This is a genomic window from Microcoleus sp. S13_C3, from assembly GCF_036700905.1.
GTDB lineage: Bacteria > Cyanobacteriota > Cyanobacteriia > Cyanobacteriales > Microcoleaceae > Microcoleus.
Genome location: NZ_JAUBPT010000011.1, coordinates 24,628 through 39,114, shown reverse-complemented (window position 1 = coordinate 39,114; position 14,487 = coordinate 24,628). Strand labels below are relative to the sequence as shown.

Sequence of the window (14,487 nt, the reverse complement as noted above, 5' to 3'; positions counted from 1 at the left end):
AGGCAAGATGCCTGTTCCACAACTAACAAATTATTATTGAACAGGCAAGATGCCTGTTTCACAACACACAAATTATTATTGAACAGGCAAGATGCCTGTTCCACAACTAACAAATTATTATTGAACAGGCAAGATGCCTGTTCCACAACTAACAAATTATTATTGAACAGGCAAGATGCCTGTTTCACAACACACAAATTATTGATTGTGGAACGGGCATCTTGCCCGTTCTTAAAAATACTCAAAAAAATTCTATTTACTCTTATCTGTTCTCTGCCGCAAAATAAATTCAGCTAGTGCTAAATCTACGGGCGTTGTGACTTTCAAATTCGTCTCTTCCCCCTCCACAATTTGCACTGGTAAACCGCATTTTTCAAACAAAGCCGCATCGTCTGTTACTTCCCAACCTTTTTGTCGCCCTTCTTCATGACACTGCTTTAACAATTTCACTTCAAATCCTTGGGGAGTCTGGGCCGCCCACAAATTGCTTCTGTCTGGGGTGTCTCGCACGATCCGGCGCTCATCTACGACCTTAATCGTATCCTTGACCGGGACGGCGACAATCAAGCCCGGACAGCTCAAAAGAGCCTCTGCCGCTCGATCGAACAATTCAGCAGTTGCCAAACACCTGGCGCCGTCGTGAATCAACACTCGATCGGCATTGGGGGGCAAAGCCTGCAAACCGTTGTAAACTGACTCTTGCCTGGTGGCGCCTCCTTGAATCAGTTCCACGGGCTTAACCAAAGATAAATCGCTCAGAATTGCTTTAAAATCCGGAAAATCGTCTGGCTGGCCCATGATGCCAATCCAGCTAATGTGCTGCGAAGCTTCAGCCGCAGCCAAAGTCCAACTCAGCAAAGGTTTAGAGAGCAAAGTCAGCAGCAGTTTGTTCCGCTGACTCCCCATCCGTCGCCCCGAACCCGCTGCAGGAATTAATAAGTGCATTTACTAACCGTTTTTAACCCAACTAGATATATATAATAAGAGCGTCCTGTACTTTTGAGTCAGTTGTTTAGCTGTCAGCCAGTAGCTTTTAAGGTCTAGAAATACTATAAGCTGATAGTTGAGAGCCGATCTCTGAGAGCTACCTCGATCAATAATAGCCCGATCGTTTATGATGCGAATACTAGCACTTGTCCCTGGCGGGATTGGCGACCAAATTTTATTTTTCCCCACTCTTGATGACCTCAAGCAGTCTTATCCCGACGCGCAAATTGATGTCATCGTGGAACCGAGGGCAAAGGGTGCTTACCGAGTCTGCAAATCCGTCAAAGAAGTTTTGACGTACAATTTCAAAGACCGCAACGCTATGGCAGATTTGGGCAATTTACTGGGCGTAATTCGCGATCGCGAATACGAAGCAGTGATTTCCCTAGGCCAGCGGTGGACTGTAGGACTGCTGCTGTGGCTGACCGGCATTCCGCAGAGAGTTGGCTATTCTGGAACCAATGGCGCTCGATTTCTCACGGCTGCGATACCGCTGAAAACTGAACAGTACGCCGCTTCAATGTACCACGATTTGCTGCAAGGATTCAACATTAAAAATCCTTGTCCGCCACTGGCAATTAATGTACCTAAACAGGATATTCAGTGGGCAGAAGCCGAACAGCAGCGGTTGGGAATCAAAGAAAGCGGTTACATTCTAATTCACGGCGGTTCGAGTCAATTAGCTGTGTCTAAAGGTATTGACAAAATTTACCCTACAGACAACTGGAAGCAAATAATTGAAGATTGTCAGCAGCGGCAGCCGAATTTGCCCGTTGTTGTTGTGAAAGGGCCCGAAGATGCAGACTTCGTGACCAAGTTAGTCGAGTTATGTCCGAATGTAAAAGTTATCTCGCCGGATGATGTCGGCAAGTTGGCTGCGACAATTGCTGCTGCTAATTTGATGATATGTACTGATAGTGCGCCGATGCACTTAGCTGTGGCGGTTCAAACTTATACAATAGCTTTGTTCGGCCCGACTGAACCGGCGAAATTGTTGCCAAAGAGCGATCGATTTTTGGGCATTAAATCTCCTACTGGCAAAATGGCGGACATCTCTCCTCAAGAGGTTTTAAAGAAGGTTTGGGGCGGCTAAGAACTACTGTAATACCAGTCTGTTGTTTAACTGTTCGGGCTCGATCCCTCCTAGCCCCCTTAATAAGGGGGGGACAAGAGTATTGTCAAAGTCCCCCTTCTTAAGGGGGATTTAGGGGGCTCTAGAATCGGCGATAAGCGAGATTTATCAAGGGCACGATTTCTTCCTTTGACTAGATTGAGCTTTCTTTTACTCGATCCATTTTCTGCTATAATGCTTTATGACAAATATATTACTCACCCGAAAAGCGCTGTAATTTACCGCCTGCCTATTCCTCGCAGCAATTCATCAGCCCAAACTCTATCTTCTTCTTTGAAACGGGGTACAGGTTCCCGATCGTAGTCTAATGTTAAATCAAATCTGGCGCGATCGTAAACCCCCATTAACAAACTCTGTAAATTCAACTCCGGTTCTGCATCTGGTGACTGCAAAGGAATGCTAAACACGGGAATTTCATCTCTAAGATTAAAAGCATATAATTGCGCTTGCGGCCGCTGATTTGCTCTGCCGATCGAGATTCGGTAATCTGTCTGCGGAATTTCGCTGGCAAACGGCAGATATTTTCCGCTTCTGAGCAAATCTATCTCAACCAAATGCGTGAGAGTTCCTAAAACTTTCTGCCGCTTGCTAAGGTAAGCAGTTCTTCCTTCACCAGCACGTTTGTTAGCAGGAGACAAAATTTCAATGACTGTCACCACCCTGCCAGTTGTTACCTCTCTAATTTCTAAATAACCTTCCCTACATTCTTCAGAAATTGGCAGCGTTACTGTTACAAATTCGGGGCGGGGCGGTAAAGTCATCACTGCTGATTGTGTCTGGGTTGTTGTCCTGGCAGCGACTACAGATACATCGGGAATCGCTATATCCACAGAGTCTTCCCCACCAGTCATATAAGTGCGCTTTTCGATCGCCACTCGATATTGTTGACTGAGATTTTGCTCTATGTCATCGGCGATCGCAACGATCAAACGGTGGTGTACTTCGGGCCAAAATTCGGGATTTTCTAAATAAGGGTTCATCCCTGGAAAGGGAGAAGGCATTTTAGTACCTCATGGGCGATCGATTTAATTCAATTATACAATATCGAAAGTGCTGAGCTTAGGAAATTGCCATTGCCGTGCGATCCTCTTCGAGGGCTTTCCTTCGGATCGCTTCGCTAACGCTAACGGGCGGATCAAACCTGTAACCGTAGCCTCGAATAGTTTTAATAAACTGCGACCCACTAGCATCAGCTTGAATCATTTTCTTGCGAATTTGACCGATATGTACGCTAACAACGTTCTCTTCTCCTGTGTCGTTGCAGTTCCAACCCCAAATTTTTTCGATTAGCTGTTGGCGACTCCAAGATTGACCGGCATGACTGGCCAAAAAATACAATATCTTAAATTCCAAGGCTGTTAACTTGATCATGCCATCGTTGAGTGTTGCTTCCCGACGCGCTGAATCGATCGCGAATCCATCGAATACAATACGTGATGGAGTCACAGACCTCATGCGTCTCAACACAACTTCTATACGAATTGCCAACTCTGCCAAACCAAAAGGTTTGCAGATATAGTCATCAGCACCTGCGGAAAGGACTTTAAGTTTATCAGCTTCGTCTGTGCGGCTGCTTAGCATTACCACAAAAACATTAGTACGGCGCTGCATTTCCTGGCAGAGGTGATAGCCTGTAGTATCCGGCAAATTCCAATCGAGAATTACTAGCACAGGCCTGAATTTCTCAAACAATTCTAAAGCCGTCTCGCCATCTGCTGCCGAATCTACTTGATATTTCTGATTTAAAAAACGATGAACTAGAGTGCGGATGGATGGGTCATCATCCACAACGAGAATCTTGGGAGTAGTATCAGTAGTCATCACAAAAAAGTTCCTTTCTCTTGTCAATAGACAACTGGCAATTTCAGAACATCTTTAGTGAAGAGTAAAGGCCAGGTCGTTCCAACTAAACAGAGTTTTTTCGGGCAATTCTTCTTTCAGCTTGGTCTTGAGGTCAAAAGGCTTCCCCCAATCCCATATTTCGATCTCTAGGCGTTTGTTAAATACTGCGATCGCCAGTTCTATTTTCGGAGTTTCCAATGACCGATTTGTGTGGGCGTGGCGAACAGCATGGGCAAAACCCTCGATCGCAGCAAGCTTACAAAGCTGCAAAACTGCTTCGGGAATGGGTAGAAGCTCTAACTGCTCGACCCACCATAAAACTTGAGTAACAGCCTGGAGTTCGCTACTTACTTGAATTTTAATTTTGTGAAGTGGCTGGTTATAACTTGGCCCGGATTGGGGATTCCGTTGCTCTTGAAGCCAGTTAAAGCTGTGTAAAACGTCGATCGCACGCTTAAAAAAAGTAGCTTGAGTGCTAGGTTGGGGTGGTACTAAAGCTGGCTGAAAATATTTTACAATTAACAGACAGTTTCGCCCCTCCGACGTGCGGGTATAACTTAGCTCATCGGCAATTTTGCCAATAAGTTTTATACCTATTTTTCCTATTTCATCGATTTCGCTAAAATCTTCGTCACGGTGCGGATTTTCTAAGTTATAGTTCATAACGGTTTTCTCTCCTAAATATTGATGTTTTTTGTTCCTACAGATATCCTACTGAAGCCAAAAGGACGAATTTACGCCAGAAAAGGTGAGTTTTAATTTGCGATATCCCATGATTTTTAGGGTAAATCGGGCAGGAGATTAAAACCTATCGATCCTAGTCAGGCAGAACTAATTAAAGAATGATTGGCAGATATAGCCATCTTTGCTAAAACATAAATTGCAGCTCCTTTAAACCCAAGGTATCTTTTGCGGGCGGTTGTTCAGGTGCAACTTTTTCTGGGCAATTAAGAGGCTTTCCCCAATCCCAAATTTGAATTTCTATGCGTTGGTTAAATACTGCGATCGCAAGATCGATCGGAGTGTTTGATGGCATATTTTTGTGGTGGTGAATAGCATTGATAAACCCCTCCACCGTCGCCAGTTTACAAAGCTGCAAAACTTCTTCGGGAAGTGGTAGATTCTCTAACTGTTCCACCCACCATAAAACTTGAGTGACAGTGGCAATATCACTATTGAGTTGCAGAGTAATTTTTTGCAGTGGCTGGTTAGAACTGCGATCGGATGGGCTAGTTTTTTGCTCTTTCAGCCAGTTGAAAATGTTTAAAGTATCGGTCGCTCGCTTAAAACAATCAGCTTGAGTGCTAGGGTGAGGTAGTACAGGGTGAAAATATTTTACAATTAACAGACAGTTGCGACGGTCAGAAGTGTGGGTATAACTAAGCTCATCGGCAATTTGGCTAATAATTTTTATACCTATCCCAAGTGATGGGATTTCATCCCTTTTGCTATTATCTTCGTCTGGGTGTGAGTTGCCGAATAAGTTAAGATTCATTTCTAGTGACCTCTAATGTTTATCAAAAATTGCTTTTGTGCTTCTGATCAAATCATCGCATCACTTTAATTGAGTGAAGTTGAGCAGAGGTATAAAGTTAGGTCTATTAGAGGTCGGTATAATCGAAGTATACTCAAGGTATAATTAAACTACTGTCAAGCAGAGTCCCTATCCTTCGCAAGACTCAGGACTGGGAAGCATCCCAGCCGTTTAAGAGATCCTTGGGAAGGCTCAGGATGATTTAAGTGCACGACGGGTAAGTTGTAATAAAGTTAAATGAGGGGTTAACCTAGATGGATTGGCAAGAATTCCTGAGAGGCGAATCTGGGAGCCATGGATTATCGATGGAACAAACAGAAACATTATTAGCAGCACTCTTCTCTCCTGAAAAAGCCCCCCGCAATCAGGTAGAGCTTTCACTAGAATTAAGAATATCAGAAGCTACGGTAAAACAGCGGCTGGGAGTGATTTACAAGAAATTTGGAAATACTTTCCCTCAACTTCTTGACCAAAATGGTGCCGGAAAATTGGATATATTGTTTATAAAATTAAAACAGAATTATTATCCAAAACCAGACCCATTAGTTGCTCCCTACCCTGAAGAATTTAGATCGTTAATAGAAGAAAAAATTCGGAGGTTTTGCGGACGCGGATTTGTTTTTGAGACTTTTGAGCAATTTATCACTGAAAATCCTCACGGTTATTTTACGATCGTCGGGGATGCGGGAATGGGCAAAAGCTCGATCGTTGCCAAATACGTCTGGGAACATAAATCTCCCTGCTATTTCAATATTCTCGTCGAACGCCGAAACAGACCCGAATTGTTTTTGAAGAGCATTCGACGGCAATTAATTGACCGCTATCAATTGCAAAATTCAGAAGACGCCGATTTACCAACTTTACTGGCACAGGTGGCGGGAAAACTCACGGCGGGCGATCGTTTGGTAATTGCAATTGATGCACTGGATGAAGTCGAACAAGAACCGGGAGTAAATCTTTTACATTTGCCGAAAAATCTGCCCAATAACGTATATTTTATGCTGACGCGGCGACCATATAGTTATGATAAAAAGCAGTTGTTAGTAGATGTTCCGGTAAAAGAGTTAGATTTAAGAGACAAGGAGTATGTTGATTTCAATCAGGATGATATCAAAGAGTATATTCGGTATGCGATCAATACCGATCCGGAGTATACAGATAAATTGACAAACTGGATTAAAGCGCGCAATATTAGCGATACAACTTTTGTCGAGCAAGTGGCAAACAAAAGCGAAAAGAATTTTATGTATTTGCGGTATGTTTTGCCGGCAATTGCTAAGGGTGATTACAATGACTTGAGTTTAAAGCAATTGCCCGACGGGCTGCAAGAGTATTATCAAAGCCATTGGGTAAAGATGGGGATGGAAGCTAAGCCAGGGCAATTGATGGAGATGGTCTTGTATATTTTACTAGAGATTGCCACCCCGATTCCCTGCGAGATGATTTCTGGAATTGCCGAGGTGGATGAATACGAGGTCGCACAGGTTTTAGAAAAGAAGTGGGTTGAGTATTTGAAGAAGCAGAATGTAGACGAAGAAATCTGCTACAGCATCTATCATGCTAGTTTCCTTGACTTTCTGAAAGGCAAACGAGAGATGAATCCAACTCGGCCGATTTTTCAGGAAGTACATCAACGGATTGTTGAGTATTTAGAAAAAGGGATGGCGTGAGATGGGAGAATTTGCTGACAAGTTAGCGGCCAAACCACTTTCCTATCAACGTGCTTATCTGGGCAGTTTACTGCCAAATTATGTCAAGTCAGGTAATTTAGAAAAGTATTATCAAAAACTGACAGATTTTAACTTTCTGATGGCAAAGATTCAGCATCCTGAATTTGGAGTGCAGGCACTTATTGATGATTTCAATTTGGTTGACGCTTCTGAAGCAGTAACTCACCGAGAGTACAACCCAGAAAAAGCGAAAGCCCTGGACTTGATTCAAGCGGCGCTGTGGATGTCAGCCGATATTTTGGAGCGAGATAAAACCAAACTGGCGGAACAATTGTTAGGGCGCTTACTGTACTTTGAAATGCCCGAGATTCAGGCAATGCTGGAGGTAGCAAAGCAGTGGAAAGCAGCAGCTTGGTTGCGTCCTTTGACACCTTGTTTAACTCCCCCTCGCAGGGGATTGCTACGCACCCTCGAAGGTCACAGCTACTCGGTAAATGCAGTCGCCGTCACCTCCGATGGCAAGCGGGCGATTTCTGGTTCACATGATCACACCCTAAAAGTCTGGGATTTAACCACTGGAAAGGAAGAGTTTACTCTCCAAGGTCATAGCAACTTGGTAAATGCAGTTGCGGTTACTGCTGATGGCAAGCGGACGCTTTCTGGTTCATCAGACAACACCCTAAAAGTCTGGGATTTAACCACTGGAAACGAACTGTTTACTCTCCAAGGTCACAGCGACTGGGTAAACGCAGTCGCCGTCACTGCTGATAGCAAAATGGCAATTTCTGGTTCTTTCGACAAAACCCTCAAAGTCTGGGATTTAACCACTCGAAACGAACAGTTTACTCTCCAAGGTCATAGCGACTCAGTAAATGCAGTAGCCGTCACCCCCGATGGCAAGCGGGCAATTTCTGGTTCGTGGGACAACACAGTCAAAGTCTGGGATTTAACCACTGGAAACGAAGAGTTTACTTTAAAAGGTCATAGTGACTCAGTAAATGCAGTCGCCGTCACGGAGGATGGCAAGTTGGCAGTTTCTGGTTCATTGGACAACACCCTCAAAGTCTGGGATTTAACAACTCGAAATGAACTGTTTACTCTCAAAGTTCACAGCAACTCAGTAAATAAAGTTCACAGCAACTCACTACATAAGGAACTGTTTACTCTCAAAGTTCACAGCAACTCAGTAAATGCAGTCGCCATCACTGCTGATGGTAAGCGGGCAATTTCTGGTTCATTTGACCACACCCTAAAAGTCTGGGATTTAACAACTGGAAAGGAAGAATTTACTCTTAAAGGTCACAGAAACTCAGTAAATGCAGTAGCCGTCACCCCCGATGGCAAGCGGGCAATTTCTGGTTCGTGGGACAATACCATCAAAGTCTGGGATTTAACAACTCGCAAGGAACAGTTTACTCTCCAAGGTCATAGCGACTTAGTAAATGCAGTAGCGGTCACTGCTGATGGGAAGCGGGGGATTTCTGGTTCGTGGGATCACACCCTCAAAGTCTGGGATTTAACAACGGGAAAGGAAGAATTTACTCTCAAAGGTCACAGCAACTCAGTATATGTAGTAGCCGTCACTGCTGATGGGAAGCGGGGGATTTCTGGTTCGTGGGATCATACCCTCAAAGTCTGGGATTTAACAACTCGAAAGGAACAGTTTACTCTTACTGGTCACAGCAAATCTGTAAATACAGTCGCTATCACTGCTGATGGCAAGCGGGCGATTTCGGGTTCACATGACAACACCCTAAAAGTCTGGAATTTAACAACGGGAAAGGAAGAATTTACTCTCAAAGGTCACAGCAACTCTGTCAATGCAGTAGCTATCACGGCTGATGGCAAGCTGGCAATTTCTGGTGCATCGGACAACACCCTCAAAGTCTGGGATTTAATAACTGGAAAGGAACACTTTACTCTCAAAGGTCACAGCTACTCAGTATATGCAGTCGCCCTCACTGCTGATGGCAAGCGGGCGATTTCTAGTTCATCTGACAAAACCCTCAAAGTCTGGGATTTAACAACTGAAAAGGAAGAGTTTACTCTCACAGGTCACAGCGACTGGGTAAAAGCAGTCGCTGTCACTGCTGATGGCAAGCGGGCGATTTCCGGTTCATCTGACAAAACCCTCAAAGTCTGGGATTTGTCGAGTGGAAATGTCATTGCCAGTTTCACGGGTGAAAGGTCGATCGCCTCTTGCGCTATTGCACCCGATGGAGTCACAATCGTAGCAGGCGACGCATCCGGCCGCGTATATTTCCTGCGACTCGAAGGGATTACTGAGTATTTAGAAAAGGGGATGGCGTGAGATGGGAGAATTCGCTGACAAGTTAGCTGCCAAACCACTTTTCTATCAACGTGCTTATCTGGGCAGCTTACTGCCAAATTATGTCAAGTCAGGTCATGTAGAAAAGTATTATCAAAAACTGACTGATTTTAACTTTCTGATGGCAAAGATTCAGCATCCTGAATTTGGAGTGCAGGCACTTATTGATGATTTTAATTTAGTTGACAATTCAGAAGTAGTAACTCACCCTGAGTACCGAGAAAAAGCGAAAGCCCTGAACTTGATTCAAGTGGTACTGTGGATTTCAGCCGATATTTTGGAGCGAGATAAGACCCAACTGGCAGGGCAATTGTTAGAGCGCTTACTTGACTTTAATATTCCGGCAATTCAGGCAATGCTGGAGGTAGCCAAGCAGGAAAATGCAGCAGCTTGGTTGCGTCCTTTGACACCGTGTTTTACTCCCCCTTGGAGTGGACTACTACGCACCCTCGAAGGTCACAGCGACTCAGTAAATGCAGTCACCGTCACTGCAGATAGCAAGCGGGCAATTTCTGGTTCGTGGGACAACACCCTCAAAGTCTGGGATTTAACAACTGGAAAGGAAAAATTTACTCTCAAAGGTCACAGCGACTGGGTATATGTAGTAGGCGTCAGTGCTGATGGCAAGCGGGTGATTTCTGGTTCCAGAGACACCCTCAAAGTCTGGGATTTAACAACTGGAAAGGAACAGTTTACTCTCAAAGGTCATAGCCACTCAGTATATGTAGTAGCCGTCACTGCAGATAGCAAGCGGGCAATTTCTGGTTCTTGGGACAACACCCTCAAAGTCTGGGATTTAACAATTGGAAAGGAACAGTTTACTCTCAAAGGTCATAGCGACTTGGTAAATGCAGTTGCTGTCACCCCCGACGGCAAACGGGCGATTTCTGGTTCCACAGACAACACCCTCAAAGTGTGGGATTTAACCACTGGAAAGGAACAGTTTACTCTCAAAAGTCACAGCCAGTCGATAAATGCAGTTGCTGTCACTGCTGATGGCAAGCGGGCGATTTCTGGTTCCAGAGACAACACCCTCAAAGTCTGGGATTTAACCACTGAAAAGGAGCTGTTTACTCTCAATGGTCACAGCTACTCGGTAAATTCAGTAGCCGTCACTGGTGATGGCAAGCGGGCAATTTTTAGTTCATATGATAACACCCTCAAAGTCTGGGATTTAACAACAGAAAAGGAAGAGTTTACTCTCACAGGTCACAGCGACTGGGTAAAATTAGTCGCTGTCACCGCTGATGGCAAGCGGGCGATTTCTGGTTCAAATGACAACACCCTCAAAGTCTGGGATTTAACCACTGGAAATATCATTGCTAGTTTCATGAGCGACAATCCGATCGCGTCTTGCGCTATTGCACCCGATGGAGTCAAAATCGTAGCAGGCGACGCATCCGGCCGCGTATATTTCCTGCGACTCGAAGGGATGACTGAGTATTTAGAAAAGGGGATGGCGTGACATGGGAGAATTTGCTGACAAGTTAGCGGCCAAACCACTTTCCTATCAACGTGCTTATCTGGGCAGCTTACTGCCAAATTATCTCAAATCAGGGAATTTAGAAAAGTATTATCAAAAACTGACTGATTTTAACTTTCTGATGGCAAAGATTCAGCATCCTGAATTTGGGAGGCAGGCACTGATTGATGATTTTAATTTAGTTGACGATTCAGAAGCAGTAACTCACCCACAGTACAACCCAGAAAAAGCGAAATTCCTTAACTTAATTCAAGCTGCGCTGTGGATGTCAGCCGATATTTTGGAGCGAGATAAGACACAACTGGCCGGGCAATTATTAGGGCGCTTACTGTACTTTGAAACCCCAGAGATTCAGGCAATGCTGGAGGTAGCAAAGCAGTGGAAAGCAGCAGCTTGGTTGCGTCCTTTGACACCTTGTTTAACTCCGCCTCGCAGGGGACTACTACGCACCCTTAAAGGTCACAGCTACTGGGTAAATGCAGTAACCGTCACTCCTGATGGCAAGAGGGCAATTTCTGGTTCAAGTGACAAGACCCTAAAAGTGTGGGATTTAACCACTGGAAAGGAACAGTTTACTCTCAAAGGTCACAGCGACTGTGTAAGAGCAGTAGCCGTCACCGCTGATGGCAAGCGGGCAATTTCTGCTTCAAGTGACAAGACCCTAAAAGTGTGGGATTTAACCACAGGAAAGGAAGAGCTTACTCTCAAAGGCCACAGGTACTCGGTAAGAGCAGTAGGCATCACTGCTGATTGCAAGAGGGCAATTTCTGGTTCTTTGGACACCACCCTCAAAGTCTGGAATTTAACAACTGGAAAGGAAGAATTTACTCTCAAAGGTCACAGCAACTCAGTATATGCAGTAGCTGTCACTGCTGATGGCAAGCAGGCAATTTCTGGTTCTTTTGATAACACCATCAAAGTCTGGGACTTAATAACTCGAAAGGAACTGTTTACTCTCAATGGTCACAGAAACTCAGTAATAGCAGTAGCCGTCACGGCTGATGGCAAGTGGGCAATTTCTGGTTCGTGGGACAAAACCCTCAAGGTCTGGGATTTAATAACTCGAAAGGAACTGTTTACTCTCAGAGGTCACAGCAGCTCGGTAAAAGCAGTTGTAGTCACTGGTAATGGCAAGCGGGCGCTTTCTTGTTCATCGGACAAGGCCCTTAAAGTCTGGGATTTAACAACTGGAAACGAACTGTTTAGTCTCGAAGGTCACAGCAACTTTGTAAATGGAGTAGCCGTCACTACTGATGGGAAGCGGGCGCTTTCTTGTTCAGATGACAAGACGCTTAAAGTCTGGGATTTAACAACTGGAAACGAACTGTTTAATCTCGAAGGTCACAGCAACTCAGTATATGCAGTAGCCGTTACTCCTGATGGCAAGCGGACGCTTTCTGGTTCGTGGGACAAGACCATCAAAGTCTGGGATTTAACTACTCGAAAGGAACAGTTTACTCTCCAAGGTCACAGCTACTTGGTCAATGCAGTAGCCGTCACTGCTGATGGCAAGCGGGCGATTTCTGGCTCTTTCGACAACACCCTCAAAGTCTGGGATTTAACAACTGGAAAGGAACAGTTTACTCTCGAAGGTCACAGCAACTCAGTCAATGCAGTAGCCGTCACTGCTGATGGGAAGAGGGCGGTTTCCGGTTCGTGGGACAACACCATAAAAGTCTGGGATTTAACAACTCGAAAGGAAGAGTTTACTCTCCACAGCTACTCGGTAAATGCAGTTGCTATCACTGCTGATGGCAAGCTGGCGATTTCTGGTTCAGATGATAAAACCCTCAAAGTGTGGGATTTAACAACTAGCAAGGAACTGTTTACTTTAAAATTTCACAGCGACTCGGTAAATTCAGTTGCCGTCACGGAGGATGGCAAGCGGGCGATTTCGGGTTCAAGAGACAACACACTTAAAGTCTGGGATTTAATAACTCGAAAGGAAGAGTTTACTATCAAAGATCACAGCAACTCGGTAAAAGCAGTAGCCCTCACCCCCGACGGCAAACGGGCGATTTCTGGTTCCGATGACAAAACCCTCAAAGTCTGGGATTTGTCGAGTGGAAATGTCATTGCCAGTTTCACCGGTGAAAGTGCGATCGCCTCTTGCGCTATTGCACCCGATGGAGTCACAATTGTCGCAGGCGCTCGCTCCGGCCGCGTATATTTCCTGCGCCTAGAAGGGGTGGAGGCACTAACATGAATTCCTCACCTCTGGCAACTTCCATCTCTACCGCTGCTTACCTAAAAGAATTTGCTGACAAGTTAGCCGCCAAACCACTTTCCTATCAACGTGCTTATCTGGGCAGCTTACTGCCAAATTATCTCAAATCAGGGAATTTAGAAAAGTATTATCAAAAACTGACAGATTTTAACTTTCTGATGGCAAAGATTCAGCATCCTGAGTTTGGGGTCCAGGCACTGATTGATGATTTCGATTTGGTTGACGCTTTTGAAGCAGTCACTAACCTAGAATACAGCTCAGAAACAGCAAAAGTCTTGAACTTGATTCAAAGGGTACTGTGGATGTCTGCCGATATTTTGGATGCAGATAAGACCAAACTGGCCCAGCAATTGTTAGGGCGCTTACTGTACTTTGAAATGCCCGATATTCAGGCAATGCTGGAAGTAGCAAAGCAGTGGAAAGCAGCACCTTGGTTGCGTCCTTTGACACCTTGTTTAACTCCCTCTCGCAGGGGATTGCTACGCACCCTTAAAGGTCACAGCAAGTCGGTAAAAGCCGTAGCCGTTACTGCTGATGGCAAGCGGGCGATTTCTGGTTCAAGAGACCAAACCCTCAAAGTCTGGGATTTAACCACTGGAAAGGAACTGTTTACTCTCAATGGTCATAGACAGGTATATGCAGTAGCCGTCACCCCCGACGGCAAGCGGGCGATTTCTGGTTCAGATGACAACACCCTTAAAGTCTGGGATTTAACAACTCGAAAGGAACTGTTTACTCTCAATGGTCATAGCGATTCGGTAAATGCAGTAGCCGTCACCCCCGACGGCAAGCGGGCGATTTCTGGTTCAGATGACAACACCCTCAAAGTCTGGGATTTAACCACTGGAAAGGAACTGTTTACTCTCAATGGTCACAGCAACTCGGTACATGGAGTGGCAGTCACCCCCGACGGCAAACGGGCGGTTTCTGGTTCGTGGGACAACACCCTCAAAGTCTGGGATTTAACAACTCGAAAGGAAGAGTTTACTCTCAATGGTCATAGCGATGCGGTAAATGCAGTAGCAATCACTGCTGATAGCAAGCGGGCGATTTCTGGTTCGTGGGACAACACCATCAAAGTCTGGGATTTAGCAACTGGAAATGAACTGTTTACTCTCAATGGTCACAGACAGGTAAATGCAGTTGCTGTCACTACTAACGGCAAACAGGCAATTTCGGCTTCATATGAATACACCCTTAAAGTCTGGGATTTAACAACTGGAAATGAACTGTTTACTTTCAATAGCCACAGCGGCTCGATCAATGCAGTTGCTGTCACTGAT

11 protein-coding genes and 1 pseudogene are annotated in these 14,487 nt (G+C 45.0%); 6 read left to right on the top strand and 6 right to left on the bottom strand.

The features are described 5' to 3' along the window. Positions 1-245: hypothetical protein (locus QUA16_RS05165; RefSeq protein ID WP_333181039.1), on the bottom strand; the 245-nt coding region annotated here is incomplete at its 3' end. A gap of 7 nt (positions 246-252) precedes the next feature. Continuing rightward, entirely contained in the window at positions 253-945 is a 693-nt protein-coding gene (gene ispD / locus QUA16_RS05160) for a 2-C-methyl-D-erythritol 4-phosphate cytidylyltransferase (RefSeq protein ID WP_333102089.1), read from the bottom strand. 172 nt (positions 946-1,117) lie between these two features. On the opposite strand from ispD, the gene QUA16_RS05155 reads away from it, so the two are divergent. Then, a complete protein-coding gene (locus QUA16_RS05155; RefSeq protein WP_333102117.1) occupies positions 1,118-2,080 on the top strand; it encodes a glycosyltransferase family 9 protein in 963 nt (320 codons plus the stop codon). Between the two features lie 257 nt (positions 2,081-2,337). On the opposite strand, the gene QUA16_RS05150 is transcribed toward QUA16_RS05155, so the two are convergent. The 4 genes from QUA16_RS05150 to QUA16_RS05135 form a co-directional block, all read right to left on the bottom strand. Continuing rightward, a complete protein-coding gene (locus QUA16_RS05150; RefSeq protein ID WP_333102090.1) occupies positions 2,338-3,120 on the bottom strand; it encodes a DUF4058 family protein in 783 nt (260 codons plus the stop codon). A 58-nt stretch (positions 3,121-3,178) separates the two neighbouring features. Continuing rightward, positions 3,179-3,940 carry a response regulator transcription factor gene (locus QUA16_RS05145; protein WP_333102091.1) on the bottom strand — a complete coding sequence of 254 codons (762 nt, stop codon included), beginning with the start codon at positions 3,938-3,940 and terminating at the stop codon, positions 3,179-3,181. Between the two features lie 54 nt (positions 3,941-3,994). Then, positions 3,995-4,624 carry an ATP-binding protein gene (locus QUA16_RS05140; RefSeq protein ID WP_333102092.1) on the bottom strand — a complete coding sequence of 210 codons (630 nt, stop codon included), beginning with the start codon at positions 4,622-4,624 and terminating at the stop codon, positions 3,995-3,997. A 205-nt stretch (positions 4,625-4,829) separates the two neighbouring features. Beyond that, the gene (locus tag QUA16_RS05135; RefSeq protein WP_333102093.1) at positions 4,830-5,456 is read right to left on the bottom strand and encodes an ATP-binding protein; all 627 of its coding nucleotides are present in this window, start codon (positions 5,454-5,456) and stop codon (positions 4,830-4,832) included. Positions 5,457-5,800: 344 nt separating this feature from the next. Between QUA16_RS05135 and QUA16_RS05130 the strand changes: the two genes are divergently transcribed. From QUA16_RS05130 to QUA16_RS05110, 5 genes and pseudogenes are all read left to right on the top strand, one after another. Next, positions 5,801-7,165, top strand: coding sequence for an NACHT domain-containing protein (locus QUA16_RS05130; RefSeq protein WP_333102095.1), 1,365 nt, complete (start codon positions 5,801-5,803; stop codon positions 7,163-7,165). A gap of 1 nt (position 7,166) precedes the next feature. Further along, positions 7,167-9,476: a WD40 repeat domain-containing protein gene (locus QUA16_RS05125; protein WP_333102096.1), complete on the top strand. Its 2,310-nt coding sequence runs from the start codon at positions 7,167-7,169 to the stop codon at positions 9,474-9,476. 1 nt (position 9,477) lies between these two features. Next, complete coding sequence (locus tag QUA16_RS05120; protein WP_333102097.1) at positions 9,478-10,959, top strand: WD40 repeat domain-containing protein; 1,482 nt, start codon at positions 9,478-9,480, stop codon at positions 10,957-10,959. A 1-nt stretch (position 10,960) separates the two neighbouring features. Next, entirely contained in the window at positions 10,961-13,183 is a 2,223-nt protein-coding gene (locus tag QUA16_RS05115) for a beta-propeller domain-containing protein (protein WP_333102098.1), read from the top strand. After that, a pseudogene (locus tag QUA16_RS05110) lies at positions 13,180-14,487 on the top strand (WD40 repeat domain-containing protein); the annotation flags it as partial. The gene QUA16_RS05115 and the pseudogene QUA16_RS05110, both read left to right, overlap by 4 nt.

Excerpts from the sequence above, each read along its gene's own strand:
- ispD (WP_333102089.1), bottom strand. The coding sequence starts at position 945 with ATGCACTTATTAATTCCTGCAGCGGGTTCGGGGCGACGGATGGGGAGT.
- QUA16_RS05155 (WP_333102117.1), top strand. The coding sequence starts at position 1,118 with ATGCGAATACTAGCACTTGTCCCTGGCGGGATTGGCGACCAAATTTTA.
- QUA16_RS05150 (WP_333102090.1), bottom strand. The coding sequence starts at position 3,120 with ATGCCTTCTCCCTTTCCAGGGATGAACCCTTATTTAGAAAATCCCGAA.
- QUA16_RS05145 (WP_333102091.1), bottom strand. The coding sequence starts at position 3,940 with ATGACTACTGATACTACTCCCAAGATTCTCGTTGTGGATGATGACCCA.
- QUA16_RS05140 (WP_333102092.1), bottom strand. The coding sequence starts at position 4,624 with ATGAACTATAACTTAGAAAATCCGCACCGTGACGAAGATTTTAGCGAA.
- QUA16_RS05135 (WP_333102093.1), bottom strand. The coding sequence starts at position 5,456 with ATGAATCTTAACTTATTCGGCAACTCACACCCAGACGAAGATAATAGC.
- QUA16_RS05130 (WP_333102095.1), top strand. The coding sequence starts at position 5,801 with ATGGAACAAACAGAAACATTATTAGCAGCACTCTTCTCTCCTGAAAAA.
- QUA16_RS05125 (WP_333102096.1), top strand. The coding sequence starts at position 7,167 with ATGGGAGAATTTGCTGACAAGTTAGCGGCCAAACCACTTTCCTATCAA.
- QUA16_RS05120 (WP_333102097.1), top strand. The coding sequence starts at position 9,478 with ATGGGAGAATTCGCTGACAAGTTAGCTGCCAAACCACTTTTCTATCAA.
- QUA16_RS05115 (WP_333102098.1), top strand. The coding sequence starts at position 10,961 with ATGGGAGAATTTGCTGACAAGTTAGCGGCCAAACCACTTTCCTATCAA.